At 38.7% G+C, this 18,175-nt stretch carries 11 protein-coding genes; 2 read left to right on the top strand and 9 right to left on the bottom strand.

Features of this window, described 5'->3' with window-relative positions; genetic code table 11:
• Nucleotides 1-16: 16 nt before the first annotated feature.
• From COCH_RS06760 to COCH_RS06730, 8 genes are all read right to left on the bottom strand, one after another.
• The gene (locus COCH_RS06760) at nucleotides 17-1,483 is read right to left on the bottom strand and encodes an aryl-sulfate sulfotransferase (RefSeq protein ID WP_015782492.1); all 1,467 of its coding nucleotides are present in this window, start codon (nucleotides 1,481-1,483) and stop codon (nucleotides 17-19) included.
• A 49-nt stretch (nucleotides 1,484-1,532) separates the two neighbouring features.
• Nucleotides 1,533-2,330 carry a hypothetical protein gene (locus COCH_RS06755; RefSeq protein WP_015782491.1) on the bottom strand — a complete coding sequence of 266 codons (798 nt, stop codon included), beginning with the start codon at nucleotides 2,328-2,330 and terminating at the stop codon, nucleotides 1,533-1,535.
• 716 nt (nucleotides 2,331-3,046) lie between these two features.
• Complete coding sequence (locus tag COCH_RS06750) at nucleotides 3,047-4,573, bottom strand: hypothetical protein (protein ID WP_015782490.1); 1,527 nt, start codon at nucleotides 4,571-4,573, stop codon at nucleotides 3,047-3,049.
• 128 nt (nucleotides 4,574-4,701) lie between these two features.
• On the bottom strand, nucleotides 4,702-6,201 hold the full coding sequence (locus COCH_RS06745) for a hypothetical protein (RefSeq protein ID WP_015782488.1): 1,500 nt from the start codon (nucleotides 6,199-6,201) through the stop codon (nucleotides 4,702-4,704).
• 18 nt (nucleotides 6,202-6,219) lie between these two features.
• A complete protein-coding gene (locus COCH_RS06740) occupies nucleotides 6,220-7,893 on the bottom strand; it encodes a RagB/SusD family nutrient uptake outer membrane protein (protein WP_015782487.1) in 1,674 nt (557 codons plus the stop codon).
• A gap of 12 nt (nucleotides 7,894-7,905) precedes the next feature.
• Nucleotides 7,906-10,950, bottom strand: coding sequence for a SusC/RagA family TonB-linked outer membrane protein (locus COCH_RS06735; protein ID WP_015782486.1), 3,045 nt, complete (start codon nucleotides 10,948-10,950; stop codon nucleotides 7,906-7,908).
• 295 nt (nucleotides 10,951-11,245) lie between these two features.
• Nucleotides 11,246-11,371, bottom strand: coding sequence for a FeoB-associated Cys-rich membrane protein (locus COCH_RS11535; protein WP_002675350.1), 126 nt, complete (start codon nucleotides 11,369-11,371; stop codon nucleotides 11,246-11,248).
• Between the two features lie 8 nt (nucleotides 11,372-11,379).
• On the bottom strand, nucleotides 11,380-12,063 hold the full coding sequence (locus COCH_RS06730) for an SIMPL domain-containing protein (protein ID WP_015782485.1): 684 nt from the start codon (nucleotides 12,061-12,063) through the stop codon (nucleotides 11,380-11,382).
• A 722-nt stretch (nucleotides 12,064-12,785) separates the two neighbouring features.
• On the opposite strand from COCH_RS06730, the gene COCH_RS06725 reads away from it, so the two are divergent.
• Together COCH_RS06725 and uvrA are read left to right on the top strand one after the other, a co-directional pair.
• Complete coding sequence (locus COCH_RS06725; RefSeq protein WP_009419174.1) at nucleotides 12,786-13,790, top strand: virulence RhuM family protein; 1,005 nt, start codon at nucleotides 12,786-12,788, stop codon at nucleotides 13,788-13,790.
• Between the two features lie 4 nt (nucleotides 13,791-13,794).
• The gene (gene uvrA / locus COCH_RS06720) at nucleotides 13,795-16,551 is read left to right on the top strand and encodes an excinuclease ABC subunit UvrA (protein WP_015782484.1); all 2,757 of its coding nucleotides are present in this window, start codon (nucleotides 13,795-13,797) and stop codon (nucleotides 16,549-16,551) included.
• A 55-nt stretch (nucleotides 16,552-16,606) separates the two neighbouring features.
• Here uvrA and ric read toward each other — a convergent pair whose 3' ends face one another.
• A complete protein-coding gene (ric, locus tag COCH_RS06715) occupies nucleotides 16,607-17,332 on the bottom strand; it encodes an iron-sulfur cluster repair di-iron protein (protein ID WP_009422601.1) in 726 nt (241 codons plus the stop codon).
• Nucleotides 17,333-18,175 lie beyond the last annotated feature (843 nt).

Below are 18,175 nucleotides of genomic sequence, written 5' to 3'. Positions count from 1 at the left end.
GGTGGTGGTTTGATTTTTAATATTTAATAGTTGGGATATATTGTGCTCTATAGAAAGTAAAAGGCAACATAAAAGAACGTTTTATGGTGGGTGTTTCGTTGCGGTCGGTAATGATTATTTGTTTTTTGGTACTCAACGTGATTAGTAACAAGTCCTCACCTATAAATTGGGCATTGCTACGGTTTGATGAGGATAAATCTTTGGGAAGGGCTACTGCCATAGGAACTGTTACTGTTTTACTTTGTTCATTTACTTTATACAAAATAGCTCTCGAGCCTGTATCGGAATCTGAACGCGCATTGTCAATCACTAACACCTCGTTAGGTGCTTTCGGGTTAGCACAGTGCATTCCGTGAGTAAAGTATTTTTTCTCAGGTTTTATGGTGCCATTTTCGCCTATCCGATATAGTAACTTCCCTGTTTTACCGTCAATTTTCCAAAGTTCTCCATAACGATTAAACGTCATATAGTAATTACCTTCGCTATCGTAGTTAAAGGAGTTGGCGTGTAGCCAATCTTTTTTTACTCCTTGTATTTTTATATTAGGGTCGGTAGTGGGGTCTACATAATCAAAACAACTCCATTGCTGGGTGATTTCTCCTCTTCTATTCATAATCACAAAACCATCACCCTTTACAATATCGGTGGTTGTACCGCCTTGTGCAGTGAGGTCGAAAGTTTTATCAATATAGGTCACTAATCCTATACTGCCATCGGGCATAGGGCGACACTCGTGATGCACTTCCCGTCCGTTAAGTGCGGGAACAGTAGCAAAGTCTTTTTGAAATACTACCTCCCCAAAGAGGTCTATAATTTTAATACTTTTAGCATTGAAAGTATAAGGACTTCCAACAGGGTAAGCAGGATTGGTAAGAATGTAAAACTGCTGACGCTGTGCATCGTAATTTACGACCAAAGGCTCTTCGGGCACTTGCTCATACCATACTACTACTCCTTTTGTATCTGTCAGATAGATGGCTTTTGTACCATTCATACGGGCATTTGCAAAAAAATAACCACCTATATCTTCTTTTAGGTCGTCTATGAGTAATGTTGCATTAGGAAGGAAAGCCTCCACACTTTTTGTTTTAAAGGTTTTTACTGCCGACTTATCTCCTTTCTCGGTAATGATTTGGCAACTATATTGCCTATCGGGTTTGAGGAACAATAGCGTTTTACGTTCTATCCCTTTGCCCTGGTAGGTATTGGTTTGCTGTACTTGTGCCGGATGGTTCACTTCCCAATAAGCTATATGGAAGGACGTTTCTCCGCTGAAAGTTGCAGTTACTTCCGCGCGAAGGTTATTCGTCTTGCTCAAAGACACCTCAAAATCGTTAAGATTACTCTGATACGGAGGGGTAAAAGGGTCTTCTTTTTTAGGGGGAATAGGGTCTTCTTTCTTAGGGATAAAAAGTTCGTCTTTTTTACAAGAAACTAATACCCCCCCTATGATTAAAAACAAAATAATAATCGATTTTCTCATATTTTAAATCTTTCTTGTTCCTATATGTTATTTCAATAAGAAAAAAGCGTTAGTCTTTATCGGGATTTACAGGCTCAATAGCATTACTAAAAGGTTCATACGTCACATAATCCCACAAGGCATAATGGTCTCTGGTAGGAATACGGTCACCTATAAAATCTATATTTTCTACACTGCAAAAGATACGAAAAGGATACTGTTGCCCATAGTTGAGCTCCGTATGAAGGTGTTGCACCCCATCGATGAGCCACGTAGCAATATAATGGTTGTTCTGCGGATTGATAGCTAATTTAATCTGAAAAGTATGCCATTGGTCGCTGTCTATAAGCACCTCAGCATTTTGCTTCCAAGGATTATTCTGGCTGGTCATAAACACCACTACCTGCCCCTCTTTTGCGCCCAACTTCTTCCTGCGTTTAGCATCACCTGAGCCTACTTCAAAATCTATTTCGTGCCCCTCACTGTTATACAAGAAAGAGCCTATACTTGCCCAAGCGCCTGTTTCCATCGGCGGAATGTAAGCGCGCCAAGTGTAAATACCTGCCCCGTAACGGTGTACTGTCTTTTGTTTTTTGCGTTGTTCAGTATGAGCTTTTGTCCATATTTTCAGTGCCCAACCATCTTTGGCGTAAGAATCACTTACCACTTTGGCATAAGTTTCTTTGTCCTTCCCTTGTGGGTAATCCTCGTCCTGATTACCTAATAACCAACCGTCAAGCGTTTTAAAATCCCATCGCATCACTTTGGTTTTATCAATGGTCACCTCAGGAATATCACTCGATTGTTTGCTACAGCTTACAAAAGCTGTCCAACACATTGCCATTAAAAATAGATTTACTCGTTTCATATGCTTTTATTTTTTCGTTTTTGCTTTATTTAAAATTCTCTTTTGCTTTATTGTTTCTTCGCTATTCCTTCTCCGTTTCTTCGTTCTTTCTTCGTCTTTCCTTCGTCTTTCCTTCGTCTTCCCTTCGTCGTTTCTTCGTTCATTATTCGTCATTGCATCGCTACACTCCACCTTTTCCGTCATACTCCCTCCTATTGCCTATGGCCTAAGACCTCACACTTCCCCATTTACTAATTTTCTAATTTACTAATTTCCTAATTATCCCTTCTCCTTTTCCGTCATACTCCCCCCTAGTGCCTATGGCCTAAGGCCTAGTGCCTATTCCCTTTTCTTTCGCCTCGAAACCCTGTTTTTACCTTTTTTTGCTTTGTTGTATTACAGTATTAATCAATTACTTACATACCCTTTCTATACCAATCGTCCAAGATTCGTATAAGCTTCCTATAAGCTCTCTATAAGCTAACCACACCCATCTTAGACCCTTTTTTCACCAAAACCTCTCTCAGCTCTCTTCCGAACTTTTTCGATATCTTCCGAAAAGCTCAAAACTCTTTATCCCAATAATTTCTCACTTTTCGCTATACAAACTGGTGTGAGGGTTGTAATGAATACCGTTTTAACTAACAACAAAGCAATTCTATTAATATTCTATAAAGGTAGATAATTACAACCCCTTTACCAGCCATTTATAAAAGCAATATGTAAGTCTCGTTTTATTAGCGAGGTTTATAAGAATAAGGATATGGTTGATAAGTTACATAATCCCATAAGCCTACAACATCTTCTGTAGTAGGACGTTCTCCTAAAAAGTCTAAGTTCTCTACACTACAAAATATATGAAATAATTTTTCTTGTCCATAGTTTAGTTTTGACTTATAACGGTCTACTCCATCTATAGCCCAAGTGATGATATAGTTCTGACCATTAATAGCTTGATTTATTTCCAATCTTATCTGAAAAGTATGCCACGATCCTTTATTTACCCTATCAACTGTAACAATCTCAGTATCGTGATGTAGTTCTGGATTATTTTGGCTTGTAATATAAGCTATCAACTGATTGTTTTTCGTTGCGTGAGCTTCTCCTCTTTTTTTAATAGTCCCTGAACCAACCTCAAAATCTACTTCGTGTTGGTCATCGTTATAAAGCCAAGAACCTACGCTCACTCTTTCACCAATATTCATTGTAGGAATGAAAACACGCCAAGTGTAAATCCCTGCACCAAACATTTGTTTTGTCTTTAATTTTTTCCGCTCTTTTGTCCCTGCATTTGTCCATATCTTCAAAGCCTTACCATCGTCACAACCATCTTTATAAACTGATGAACAATGGTCTACATTCTTATTAGGTTCTTGGTTGGCTAAAATCCAATCTGAAAGAGGATAAGAACTAAAGTGCCATCTGTAAGTTTCAACAGGATTATCAGGCTTAGGGTCAGGTGTAGGCTTAGGTGTAGGAACTACGGCTCCACCATTGGGCGTATACTTAACATTGTCCCATACGCCTATTGTAGGAGTAGTAGCAGGTCTATCACCTACTTTTGGTAAGTTCTCTACACTACAAAAGATATTGAAAAGGTACTTTTGACCATAATTAAGTGTTCCTTCCAATTTATCCTTTCCTTCTCTTCCATCTACTGTAAGGATAGCGTGATAGTTGCCATTCACTAACTTCAATTCTATCTTAAATCTATGCCAATCTTGTTGGGTAATAGCTATCTTTTTAGTAGCCATTCCGTAACCACCCAATTCTGCTATTACTTGATTATCAGTAAGTCTCATTTGAGAGCGTTCCGCATTCTTTCCTGAATAGACTTTGATAGACAATTCGTGATCGTCATCTTTGTAAAGAAAGCAATTCACACTTGTTTGGGCTCCTTTCTCCAATTTAGGAACATACAATCTCCATTCATATACTCCCGCTCCATATTGTCTTACAGTTTTGAGTTTGTTGCGTTGCAAAGTATTCACCTCTGTGTGAATAATAAGTCCACCGTTTGTACAGCCAGGGCTATGTTGTATCTTATAGCAATTAGGCTTACTGTTCTGATTGGCTTCTATCCAATCGTTAGAAGGAGCATCAAACTCCCAAAACATTACCCCTTTTTGAGCTTGTTGTGCAGCATTAAGCGATTGCCCATCGCTTGATGTAGTTGTTGCGTTGCGGGTAGTTTCCTCAGAATCTATCTTACAACCAACATAGATGAACAAGGTCATCAATGAAAAAATAAATGTTTTTTTCATACTAAAATCATTAAGTTGTATGCTTTATTCTTAGTTTCTTTTTTAAGAAAAAGAGGCTGTCTCGTTGTTGGAGGTGAGACAGCCTCTGAAAAATCAATTTGCCATTTATAGATAAACATCGATTACTACTAATAGGCGGTATATTCAATAAAGTTAAACTTCGTTTCTAAGTGTTTTGTAAGAGCTTTATCGAGTTTAGCCCATTTCATCCAAGGTCTATTAGCAGCTGCTTCGGCTATAAAGAAGAACTTAAATTCATCTTCACCATAATTTGCAACTAAAGTTTTTAATACGTTACCATCAATAGAGTAAACAATAGTATACTTGTTATTTACTTTTTTAAGGTCGATGGTAAGTTTGTAGTCTTTGTTAGCATCTAATAAGCCAACATATTCGTCTACCGCAGGTTCAGCTCCTTGTATATATAGCAATAACTGATTGGGTTTAGCTCCTAAACGAGTGCGATCCTCTTCTGAGCCTATACGAGCCATCATTAAAAAGAGGCGTTCGGTTACTTTCCCTTTTTCATCTTCTGCATAATAATAAAGATTAGCTCCTGATTGGAATTGAGTACCCGCAGGAATAGTTGATACATCGGGGAAGCGGACAGACCACGTATATTTTCCATAGCCCATTTTCATACCCAACTTGTATTGTACCTTAGCAATAGTATTACCACTATCTACTCCTAACACCAATTTACCACTATCTACTTTAGCAATACCCCATTTCAACCAATCGTCGGGGAAGCTGTTGAAAGTCCATTTCTTTACTTCTCCTGTATCTGGTTCTGGTTCTGGGTCAGGTGGGTTAAGTTGGTTTTGAGGTTCTGTAGGTTCCATAGAATATGAGTAGGGAGTATAGGCTACATAATCCCACAAGCCATAATTATCTTTATAAGGCCAGCTATCGCCTACAAACTTCAAGTTTTCAGTACTACAAAAGATATAAAAAGGGTGCTCTTGCCCATAAGTGAGTTGCTGAGCGGCACACTTTACATCATCAATAAGCCAAGTAGCAAAATACTTTCCTCCTGCTAATTTTAGGTCAATTTGGAACGTATGCCAAGCATTCTTCTTGATTTTTACCTTTTGGTGTAAAGCTGGGTTATCCTGGCTGGTAATATAAGCAATCACTTCATCATCAGCAGCTGCTAAGGCATCACGGTCTTTAGCCGTACCAGAACCCACCTCAAAGTCCAACTCGTGTTTATCGCTATTCCACAACCAAGAGCCTATGCTCACACGTTCAGTAGTTCCTAAATCAGAGATATAGGCACGCCAAGTGTAGAGTCCTGCTCCGTATTGTTTTTTAGTTTTGAGCTTTTTACGCTCTTTGGTACCTGATTTAGTGAATATCTTCACTACTTTGCCATCTTCAGCTTGTGTATTGCTTTCCACTGAAGTTTGTGAAATATTAGCCTGTTCTCCTTGACTGGCATTAAGCCAATCATTGGTATTATCAAAGTTCCACTTCACTTGTTTAGCAGTAACTAAACTGCCTTCTTGTGGAGTTCCTATCTCACTGCGTGGGTTATCGCTAAAACGCCCATCTACATCGCTCTTGTCACAGCCTATCATACTAAGCATCGCAACAGCCATCAGTATTGGTTTTGTATAGGTTTTCATATGAGTTTACATTTAAGATTATTGTTCTCTAAAAGAACGGTTGTTTTGTAGGTCAGGGAATTTGTTACTATACACCCCTGGTATAGGGTAATACCTACGTTTGTCATAAGGTTTAAACGGATTGCTGAACTTAGGATACACTTTCCATTCAGGACTCAAATCATAAGGATTCTTTACTACATTAGGGTCTCTTCTGGCATTTAAATTGGCTTCTTTAGTTTCCAATTTTTGTTTAACAAGATCCATATAAGCATCTAAGCGGTCTTTCCATAATCCCATACGGATAAGGTCTACACGACGAACTCCCTCCATATTAAGCTCAAACAAGCGTTCATCACACAATTTACTACGCATATCTTCTTTGGAAGCAAAGTTTGCCAAGGTATAATTGTGGTTGCTATTTTCAAAAGCTCTCTCACGAATTTTATTAATCAAATCCACTGATTCTTGAGTAGGTCCATTGAGCTCATTAAGAATTTCAGCTTTGCAAAGCAATACATCAGCATAACGCAATAAGATGAGGTTATTAGGTGTATTATAATTATAGGTTCCTGGTTTGGTATATTTGTACTTTTTAGTATATACCGCATCATTCTCTACTATTTGCGGATTACTTTTTTCATTCCTAAGCGTTCCTACTTCATTAAGTTTAGGAGATATGTACTTTATAGGTTTTCCGTACACGTTGTTGAAAGAAGTTACAATAAGTTCTTTAAGACGTTGGTCATCACTATCAAACTTCCAGTACAATTCCAGAGGCATATTGATATTGTTCCAGCCCATATCATATTCCCAAGGAGTGAAATACAAAGCTAAATCTGAAGAACCTGAAGGCACTTTATCACTTGCTCGTATAGCAAAGATAATCTCGTTATTATTTAAGGTTTCAGGCTTAGAAGGGTCGAACACATCAAACACTTTAGCTTGTAAGGCGTATTTACCTGAGGTTATCACTTGGTCTGCATACATTAAAGCAGCTTGCCAAGCAGCAGTAGCATCTTTACCTTCTTCACGCAAACGCCCTGCTTTACGCATATTAAGACGCATCAAATAGCCATAAGCCGCGCCTTTGGTAGGACGACCTGAAGCTCCCTCTGTTGTAGTACCCCATTCATCGGGAAGGTTATTAGTAGCAATGAGCAAATCTTGTTCTATTTGGTCATCTAATTCCTCAACAGTAGCCAAAGTAGGATTAGCATCAGCTTCGTAGAAACCATTTGTTATCAAAGGTACTCGATAAAAAGCATTGGTAAGCTGATAGAAAGCAAAAGCGCGCAAAAAGTGGGCTTCGGCTAAGAGCTCTGGTTTCCTATCGGCGGTTTTGAAACGAGATTCGGGAATCATTGAGATATTGTCAATAGCAGTATTGGCACAACCAATCATTTGCCAGTTACCATTGTAGCATCTCGCAAGTTCTACGTTGCCAGAGAGACCATTTTCATTGTATATCTCGAAAGCAATACCATCTTTAAAACAGTCATCAGTAGACATATCGTTGATGTAGAAGTTGCTTGTGTGTGTAGCCCCAAGAAGGTAACGATAAATTCCGTTTACACCTTCTTGTGCATTTTCTTCGGTAGTATAGGCGTTATTAGCATTGTAAACCGAAGTTAAATCTTCTTTGAGTTCACAAGCGGTAAACGAGAGTCCTAAAAGACCTACCAATGTATATAGTTTATAATTCGTTTTCATTATTCTTTTGCGTTAAAAAGTTAATTTCACTCCAAAGTTAATGGTTCTGTAAGCAGGATAAGAGTTCAAATCCAAACCTTGTGCAATAGCACTACTACCATTGGTACTGATATCGGGGTCGAAACCTTGGTATTTAGTGAAGGTAAGCAAATTTTGAGCTCCTACAAACATACGCATTGTTTTAAGAGTTTTCATATTCCATTGACTGCCTGTGAAGGTATATCCTAACTCAACATTGCGCAATTTTACGAAATCGGCATCTTCTACAAAACGAGAGTTTACATAAGAACCATATTGCAATTTGGCTGTTTTTTGATAACCATTACGAGGCACACTGTTAGAAGCGTGAGCTTTTGTCCAACGGTCAGCTGAATCCGAAAGGCGGTTATTATCTTCCAAATAAATACGAGTTAAGTTAAGCATCTTGGCTCCTAATGAGGCTTCAAAGAAGAAAGAGAAGTCAAACCCTTTATAGGTAAAACTATTGTTAAGACCTATGATAGTTTTAGGGATACCAGTACCCAATACAGTACGGTCTTTTTCGTCTATTTTACCATCACCATTGAGGTCTTTAAACTTAGGGTCACCAGGTGCTGAGTTAGGCTGTGGTGCATAAGTTTCACCTTCTTGAAGGATACCATCGAACTCATAACCATAGATAGCACTAAGAGGTTCACCTTCTTTGAGCATCATATATTCTTTTTCGTCATAAGAACCGTGAGGACGTATATACTGAAAACGTGGTTTTCCATCGTTGAGTTTCAATACCTCACTACGGTTATGAGAGAAGTTAAATGCTGTAGTCCACACAAAATCGTTTTTATTGATATTGGTAGATTTGATAGCCACTTCAAAGCCTCGGTTTTCAATCTCACCATCGTTTACCATCATTGCGGTATACTCAAAACGGCGACCGTCATTCACATAGTTAGGGAAACCTCCTGAAGGGTGAATAGGGTCAGGGTTTAACAAGTCGTGAGTGCGTTTGATATAATAATCGAAGCTGGCTTCTACTCTACCAACCACTAAATCGATACCGGCATTCCATTGTGCAGTGGTTTCCCAACGGAGTTTTGGATTGTAGGGATTAGAAGGATACATACCTTTAGAGTTCACGTCATTACCAATATACACATCGCGTACAGAGTATTGGTATTGTGACAAACCAAAACGGATACCATCGTTACCACTAAGCCCATAGCTAGTGCGCAATTTGATACGAGAGAAAAGAGGTTTAGCAAATTTCATAAACTCTTCTTCTCCTAAGTGCCAAGCGATAGATCCCGCAGGAAATATACCCCAACGATAGTCAGCTCCGAACACTGATGAACCATCGGCACGAACTGAAGCGTTGATAATATAACGATTATTGAAGATGTATTCGGCACGACCGAAAACAGAAGCTTTTTTGATTGAGGATTCACCTGAACCTATCCAATCTAAATGTTGGGCAGCTCCAATATTTTTGAAAGAGAATACATCGGAAGCAAAACCATAGGCTTGCACTTCATCTCCTTTACCTCTTTGATAAATATAGGAAGTACCTGCGGTTACTTTTACATCGTGTTTACCTTCCATTTTAGGGTGATAAGTAGCCACACCTTCTATTTGGTGTTTTACGTTTTCTTCGTGACTGAGAAATGCTTGTCCTTTGTAAGACTGACCTATAGAAGTAGAACGGTCATAATACTTTTCAGTTTTTAAATGGTCATAAGCATAAGTATAACGACCATTGATAGTAAGTGAAGGCAACAAATCTATATCGGCATAGGCGGTTGCATACATTGTATTAAAATGGCGATAGAGTTGTGCTCCGCTCATTTCTTCGAACACAGCAGGACGACGGTCTTTAGTTCCAAACACATCGAAACCTTCTTTATTTTTCCAAGGTTCCAAATTAAAGATACGATACATAATATTTTTATCAGAAGAGACTGTACCCATATCTAAGAATTTCTTTTTAGATTTGGAAAAACTCATATTAGCCCCCGCTCTTACTTTCGGACTTATCTTGTACTGCAAATTGATGCGTCCTCCATAACGATTATAATCGGTATTGAGCAGAATACCAGGTTCGGTAAGGTAGTTACCTGACATAAAAGCGGATAAGCGGTCAGTACCACCTGATACAGAAAGTTGATGCAATACAGTAAAGGCATCGTGAGTGGTTTCTTTGAGCCAATCGGTACCTTTACCGCGATAGGTAGCTTGTTGAGCTGTCCATTTGCCATAAGCGGCGTCTTGGGTTTGTTCATATAAGCGACGGGTAAGTGCTATGGTTTCTCCAGCATCGAGCAAATCCCAAGGATTATACATATTCTTATAAGAAGTTTGGTTAGAATACTCTACATTAAAGCTACCTTCTTTACCTTTTTTAGTAGTAATAAGGATAACCCCATTAGCACCACGAGCTCCGTAAATAGCAGTAGTAGAGGCATCTTTTAAGATTTCGATTGATTCGATGTCGTCTATACTGATTTGCGACATATTATCTGTTTGGAATCCATCGATTACGTAGAGTGGTTCGTTATCGGCACTTACTGAAGAAGCACCACGTACACGGATAGATACATTACCACCAGGCTCGAGTGAGTTTTGGCGCACTTGTACTCCTGAGGCACGACCTTTTAACATCTGTGACATATCGGCTACCACCCCTGCTTTTACATCATTGGTTTTGATGGAGGTAATAGCACCTGCTAAATCACGTACTTTAGTAACGCCATAACCTACGACCACTACTTCGTCTAACTTTCTTTGCTCTTCGGCAAGAGCAATATTCAAAGGTGAAGGTGTATTGGCGGTTACTTTTACATTTTGAGTTACATAACCCATAAATGAGACTTCTAAGGTTTGCCCTACCGATACCTCTATGGTATACTTACCGCTCATATCGGTACTGACACCCTTACTAGTTCCTTTAATTACTACCGAAGCACTCATTAGGGGCTCTTTGGTAGTAGCATCGCTGACAGTTCCACGGATAGTGCGTTGTTGCGCATAGCTCCAACTCACTAATAAGAACAACAGAACTGATAAAAATAGATTTCTTTTCATACAATGGTTGTTTGTTCGTTTGTTTTCGTATGGTTTTGATGGTTCAAAAGTACAAAATAGATGAAGAAATAGAGGTTTAAAATCGTCTATAAAAGGTTTAAAATCGTCTAATGAGTTTTAAGACATTCATAATCAAAGGCTAAAAAGAAGCTCTAAGAAAGTAATAAAAAGAAAAATAGCCTATAACAAATAGAAAAAAGATAAAAACAAAAGAATAAAAGATAAAAAAAGCCCCCAAAAAGGGGGCTGCGCAATTTAAAAATATATTACAATGCCGAGAAAAATCTCGTTATTTTTATCCACACTTACAATCAGTTCCTCCTCCACAACTTTTCTTTTTCTTTTTAAAAAAAAGTGTTTTTACGAGATAGCCTACTGCTATAACAACTAATATATAAGCGATGATTTCTTGTGTATTCATAGAAATATCTATTTATTGAGTAATTCAAAAGCTACATTTATTTGTGCTTCTACCGCTATTTTGCCTATTGCTAAGGTGTCGTCGTTAGCTTCCGCTCCGCTACTACCTAAGCTCACTTTACTGGATCTGAAAGTAGGTTGTACATCGTTAAAGTTTGATGAGAGTTCTTTAACAGCAATGGCTTTGCCTATATTTTGGTCTAAACTTACTGCATAGAGCAGTGCTTTTTTACGAGCATCTTCAATGGCAGCTACACGAGCGTCTTGCAAATGCTTTTCTTTATTCTTCACATCGAAACTTACACTGTTGATACGGTTTACGCCTGCATCAAAAATAGCGTTCATTAAACTATCGTATTTGCTAATATCTTCTAATTTAATAGTAATATTTTGTAAAACGCGATATTTATTAATCTTGTTATAATCGTCTTTATAAAGTGAAACATAGCTGGTTTGGAAGTTTTCCTTTGGCAGTTCTTTACTCAAAGTCTCCAAGACCTTGGCTACTTCTTCACTGTTTTTTTGTCGCAAATTTTTAAGGTCAAGTCCTTCTCTTTCTATACTGATAGAGATGTTTACGACATCGGGGATAACATATACAATGCCTTCACCCACCACTTGCACTGAAGGTGTTTGGGTTTGTGCTATTGCCATTGTAGAGACCAATGAGAATAATAAAATGTACTGTTTCATATGTTTGTTTTTAGTTTATTATATGCAATTTATATGCCAAAAGTGCGAGGTCGCATAGACATTAGCTAATGATTAATGGTTAATGGTTAATGATTAATGGTTAATGATTAATGGTTAATGATTAATGGTTAATGATTAATGGTGAATGGTGAATTTGGGAGGGGATTATACAAAGCTTATAGGATAGATGGACGAAGAGTGGGTCTACAGTAGCTCTACAATGGCTCTACAGTGGGTCTACAGTGGGTCTACAGTGGGTCTACAGTGGGTCTACAATGAAGACTAACCAAAGATTAACTGAATACTAAGTGAATACTGATTGAGTTTAGAATGTTACTAATAGCAATCAAGGGTTGAATTAACCTATTGATTATAAATATTCCCCTTACAATACCTTTCTCTCGCTGGTTATCTTCAAAAAAAGACCGTACAAAGCACACGAGGAGGTATAAAATTAGCAAATGAAACAGAAAATTAATTGAAGAAGCTCGGAGGCACGAGCTACAAGAAACGCATTAGCGGAGGGATTCATTTAATTCACGGATTTTAGTAACAAGTTGCTTAGGTTTTACAAAGACATTCTTCAAAAGGATACTGTAAATCAGAATTATATATAGAAATGATATTAACTTTTAATTTTGTATGTTTGCTATAGTAAGAATTTTTCCTATTAGCCTATTTGTTAATTATTTTGTACCTTTGCCCCCTCGATAGATAAAACAATGAACACACAACAAAAAATCATCATTTATAAGACCGACGACGGTAAGGTGAAAATCTCTCTTTTTGCCAAAGACGGCTCGGTATGGTTGAACCAAAATCAGCTTGCTGACCTTTTTGACACCTCTGTTCCTAATATCAGTATGCACATATCTAATATACTAAAGGATAATGAATTATCTCCAAATTCAGTTATTAAGAATTACTTAACAACTGCCTGTGATGGGAAGAATTATGAAGTTACTTTTTACAGTTTGGATATGATTCTGGCTATTGGATTTAGGGTGCGTAGTAAGCGAGGAGTTCAGTTCAGGCAATGGGCTAACCAGTACTTGAAAGAATTTATGGTGAAGGGATTTGTGATGGACGATGAACGGCTGAAAAACCCCGATGGGCGACCTGATTATTTCGACGAATTACTCGCCCGTATTCGCGACATTAGAGCTTCGGAAAAACGCTTCTACCAAAAAATAAGAGACTTATTTATGCTCAGTAGCGATTATGATAAAACCGATAAGGCGACCCAGATGTTTTATGCACAAACTCAAAATAAAATTCTATACGCTATCACAGGTCAAACGGCTGCTGAATTGATTGTCAGTCGTGCTGATGCTTCGCAAAACAATATGGCACTTACCTCGTGGGAGGGAAACATAGTGAGGAAAGGGGATATTTACATAGCTAAGAATTACCTTACTGATAATGAGATTGATAGCTTAAATCGGTTTGTAATGGTATTCTTAGAATCGGCGGAATTAAGAGCTAAAAACCGACAAGACATTACTATGGATTTCTGGCGTGAGAACATCGATAGGATTATTGAATTCAACGATAAAAAAGTACTAAAAGGCAATGGCTCAGTGAGCAACGAACAAATGAAAACAATAGTGAGAAAAGTGTATGACGAGTTTGAAGTGAAACGGAAACAATATGATGCTCAGCAAGCTGACTTAGAAGATTTAAAAGAAATAGAAGAATTAGAAGCGCATATAAAACTGCTAAAATAAACAAATGAAAACCAAAGAGATACTTATAAAGGGTGCTAAATTACACAACCTTAAAAATATAACTGTAGGGATTCCTCGTAATAAGTTAGTGGTGATTACAGGACTTTCGGGCTCGGGTAAATCATCATTGGCGTTTGACACGCTTTACGCCGAAGGACAGCGCCGTTATGTGGAGAGCCTATCGTCGTACGCGCGTCAGTTTTTGGGTAAGTTAGACAAACCCAAAGTAGACAATATCGTAGGGATTGCCCCTGCGATTGCGATTCAACAGAAAGTAAATACCTCGAACCCACGTTCTACTGTGGGCACTTCTACCGAGGTGTACGACTACTTGAAGCTGCTTTTTGCTCGTATCGGGAAGACGTATTCGCCAATTTCGGGACAAGAGGTGAAAAAACATACGGTTACCGATGTGGTAGATGCAGTAATGCGATATCCCAAAGGTACGAAATTGTTGCTTTTAGCCCCTGTGAGTATCCCCAAAGACCGCACCGTAGAGCAAGTGCTCAAACTCCTATTACAACAGGGCTATGCACGCATTCTATACAAAGAAGAAATTATCCTTATTGAGGAAGACAACTTACCTAAGAATCTCGACAATTTCCAATTGGTAGTAGATAGGGTGATTGTGCGTCACGACGAAGACTTTCAGCACCGCCTTGCCGATGCGGTAGAGACGGCTTTTTTTGAAGGCAAAGGCGAGTGCTATATTCAAGAAATGGACGGGGTGGTACAAACGCATTTCAGCAATCGGTTTGAGTTGGACGGTATCACTTTTTTAGAGCCTAACGTACATTTGTTCAGCTTTAACAACCCTTATGGGGCTTGCCCAAAATGCGATGGTTATGGTGATACTATCGGACTTGATGAAGACCTTATCGTACCTAACACAGGTCTTTCGGTCTACGAGAATGCTATCTATCCTTGGCGTGGCGAGACGATGAGTTGGTTTCGTGACCAATTGGTGAATAACGCCTATAAGTTCGATTTCCCGATACACAAGCCTTGGTTTGAGCTCACCAATGAGCAGAAACAATTGGTTTGGGACGGTAACAAGTATTTCACAGGACTCACCGATTTTTTCAAAGAGTTAGAAGACAAAAGTTACAAAATACAAAACCGAGTGCTCTTGGCACGCTATCGCGGAAAAACGCGTTGTCACGAATGCCACGGCAAGCGTTTGCGCAAAGAGGCTAACTACGTAAAAATAGCAGGCAAAAGCATTTCGGACTTGGTAGAATTGCCTATTGAAGAACTACAAATCTTTTTCAAAGAACTCAAGCTCACCGACTATGAGCAAGAGGTAGCCAAACGATTGCTTTTAGAAATTAACAACCGCTTGCAATTCCTTGCCGATGTAGGCTTAGGTTACTTAACGCTCAACCGAAAATCGAACACGCTCTCAGGAGGGGAAAGCCAGCGCATTAACTTAGCGACCTCGTTGGGCAGTAGTTTGGTAGGCTCTATGTACATACTCGATGAGCCCAGTATCGGTTTGCACCCACGCGATACCGAACGACTGATAAGCGTACTAAAATCCCTGCGCGACTTAGGCAATACGGTGATTGTGGTGGAGCACGACGAGGATATTATGAAAGCTGCCGACCATATTATTGATATAGGTCCTGAAGCCGGTACGCACGGTGGCGAAGTAGTAGCGACAGGCACTTACAACGAACTTCTAAAAGCCAACACCCTTACGGGGAAATACCTCAGTGGGCGCTTAACAATTGAAGTACCCAAAAAGCGACGCACTTCGCCTCACTACATCACTTTGGTAGGCTGTCGCGAGAACAACCTTAAAAATATAGATGTTACTTTTCCTTTGGATATGCTCACGGTAGTTACAGGGGTATCGGGTAGTGGAAAATCGACTTTGGTGAAAAAGCTACTCTATCCTGCTATTCAGAAAGAATTAGACTTAGGCGGAGAGAAAATCGGTCAGTTTACCAAAATAGAGGGCAAATACAAGCACTTGCAAAGTGTGGAGTTTGTAGACCAAAACCCTATTGGCAAATCTACCCGTTCAAATCCTATTACCTATATTAAGACTTACGACGATATTCGCGCCCTCTTTGCAAGTCAGAAGTTGGCAAAGATGCGCAATTTCCAATCCAAACACTTCTCGTTCAACGTTGATGGGGGGCGTTGTGAAGTATGTAAAGGAGAGGGTGAAGTAACCATAGAAATGCAATTTATGGCTGATGTGCACCTCACTTGTGAGGCTTGTGGCGGCAAACGCTTCAAAAAAGAAGTGCTTGAAGTGATGTACGAAGGCAAAAACATAGATGACCTGCTGAACACTACTATTGATGATGCCGTAGCCTTTTTCCAAAAGCACAAACAAACCAAAATAGCCGAAAAACTCAAACCTTTGCAAGATGTAGGTTTGGGGTATGTAACACTGGGGCAATCCTCTTCTACCCTATCGGGTGGGGAAGCCCAACGGATAAAATTAGCGTCGTTTCTATCGAAATCAGACAGTAAAGAAAAGGTGCTTTTCATCTTCGATGAGCCTACTACGGGGTTGCACTTTCACGACATTCGAAAGCTCTTAGACTCGCTACAAGCTCTTATAGAAAAAGGGCATTCGGTAATTATTATAGAGCACAATGTAGAGATGATAAAATCGGCTGACTACGTGATAGATTTAGGCTTAGAAGGCGGTGCTAAGGGAGGTAATCTCATAGCAACGGGTACGCCCGAAGAAATCGCTAAAAACAAAAAGAGCTACACAGGTAAATACTTAAAACTGAAATAAAAAAGAGTTCGGTATTCTTACCGAACTCTTTTTTATTGATAATCCTAATAATAAACTACGCTTGACGAAGCTGTTTTTCCAAAGCAATTGCTTTAGGGAAAAGGATATTGTTTTCGAGGTGGATATGACGATTTAAATCGGTTTCAAACTCTTGCAACATTTGATACGTTACCTTGTAAGTATTACAAGCGTCGGCAGGAGGCGTATAGTTATTGGTAAGCTTTACTATTTCCTCGAAACGCTCACCTTCTGCACTGTGTTCGTGCATCATCATTGCAATAGGGTTCTCTACCGTACCGAAAGGTATATCGCCAAGAGGTTGCCCTGATTGTTGTGCTTTTACGAGGCTTTCGATAAAAGGGAAAAGCACTCCTTCTTCTTTTTTAAAATGCGACTCGAGGTCACGAGCACTCTCATTAAAAATACGATTGATTTCAAAGAGCTCAGGGTGACGCTCGCCGTGCACACGACATAGCTTATCGAGAAACTGCAAGAGCATAGGGGTTTTGTCGTGCACGTATTGATGATGAATGCGCACAATATAGTTAGCAAGCAAGTCGAGAGGCCAATCGCGTACATCGACCTCGTTACCATTGCCTTTGGGGAGTGCTTCTAACTCGCTAATAAGCGCGTTTTTCTCTACTCCTTTTTTCTCACAGGCTTCGTCGATAGTACGACCGCCTTTGCAGCAAAAATCAATACCGTGTTTTTTAAATATAGCGGCAGTGCGAAAATCGTCGGCTACGATTTCGCCAATGGTTTTGTTTGTTGTTATACTCATAATGATTTAATTTGAGAGGGCAAAGGTACGAAAAGTATCTGGATAATAAAAGTGTATTATATCTTTTTTGTTTATTATACAAATACTATCTCTTAGAAATAAGGTAGTTTTTGCTTTTAACATTCCTTTTACATTAACAAATATTTAAGACCTTCATTTTAACATTAAGAAGATAGCTGAATCCTTTTATTGTTCTAAAATGAATAAAGGGAAGGGTAACACAATAGCTTTTTTATAAGGATTTTGGGCGTTTTAAAGAAGATAGTATTGTCTTAAAAGGACAAAAATAAAACTTTAACATTCTTTGCGTTATTCTCGGGATTTTAACATTTTCTTTGCGTTTTATCTGTTAAAAACGGTTTTTTAACAGATAAAACGCAGTGTTTTTAAAGATTTAATGTGTAATTATTAACAGTAAAATAAGAATTTCAGCGACAATAGTTATATTTTTTTGCATATTTTTTTGAATATTTTTTGGTAGTTACATTTTTTAACGTATCTTTGTGCCATCAAAAAAGATAAGAGACTTTTTCATAACCAACAACAAAGAAATAAACGAACTACAAGTTGTGTATAAAAACAAGAATGTAATTGTAAACAAAAAGTTTTTTTCATAATTTTTATTTTTAAGTTTTCTTTTTTATTATTAAATTCAAGAGGCTTCTAAGGGGTTAGAAGCCTCTTTTTATTTGAGCCGGCCGGCCGTAGCACGGCAGGCACTTTAATTAAGCAAATACAATTTGAGATGAATTTGGGCTAAAGAACAAAACTATGCCTCAGAAAGTAGTAGCACGACGGACAATTGATTTCAGAATTGGAATGCTTGAAAGATTACACATAAAA

Origin of the sequence: Capnocytophaga ochracea DSM 7271 (assembly GCF_000023285.1) — a bacterium.
Lineage (GTDB): Bacteria > Bacteroidota > Bacteroidia > Flavobacteriales > Flavobacteriaceae > Capnocytophaga > Capnocytophaga ochracea.
This window is presented reverse-complemented; position numbering and strand designations above follow the sequence as displayed.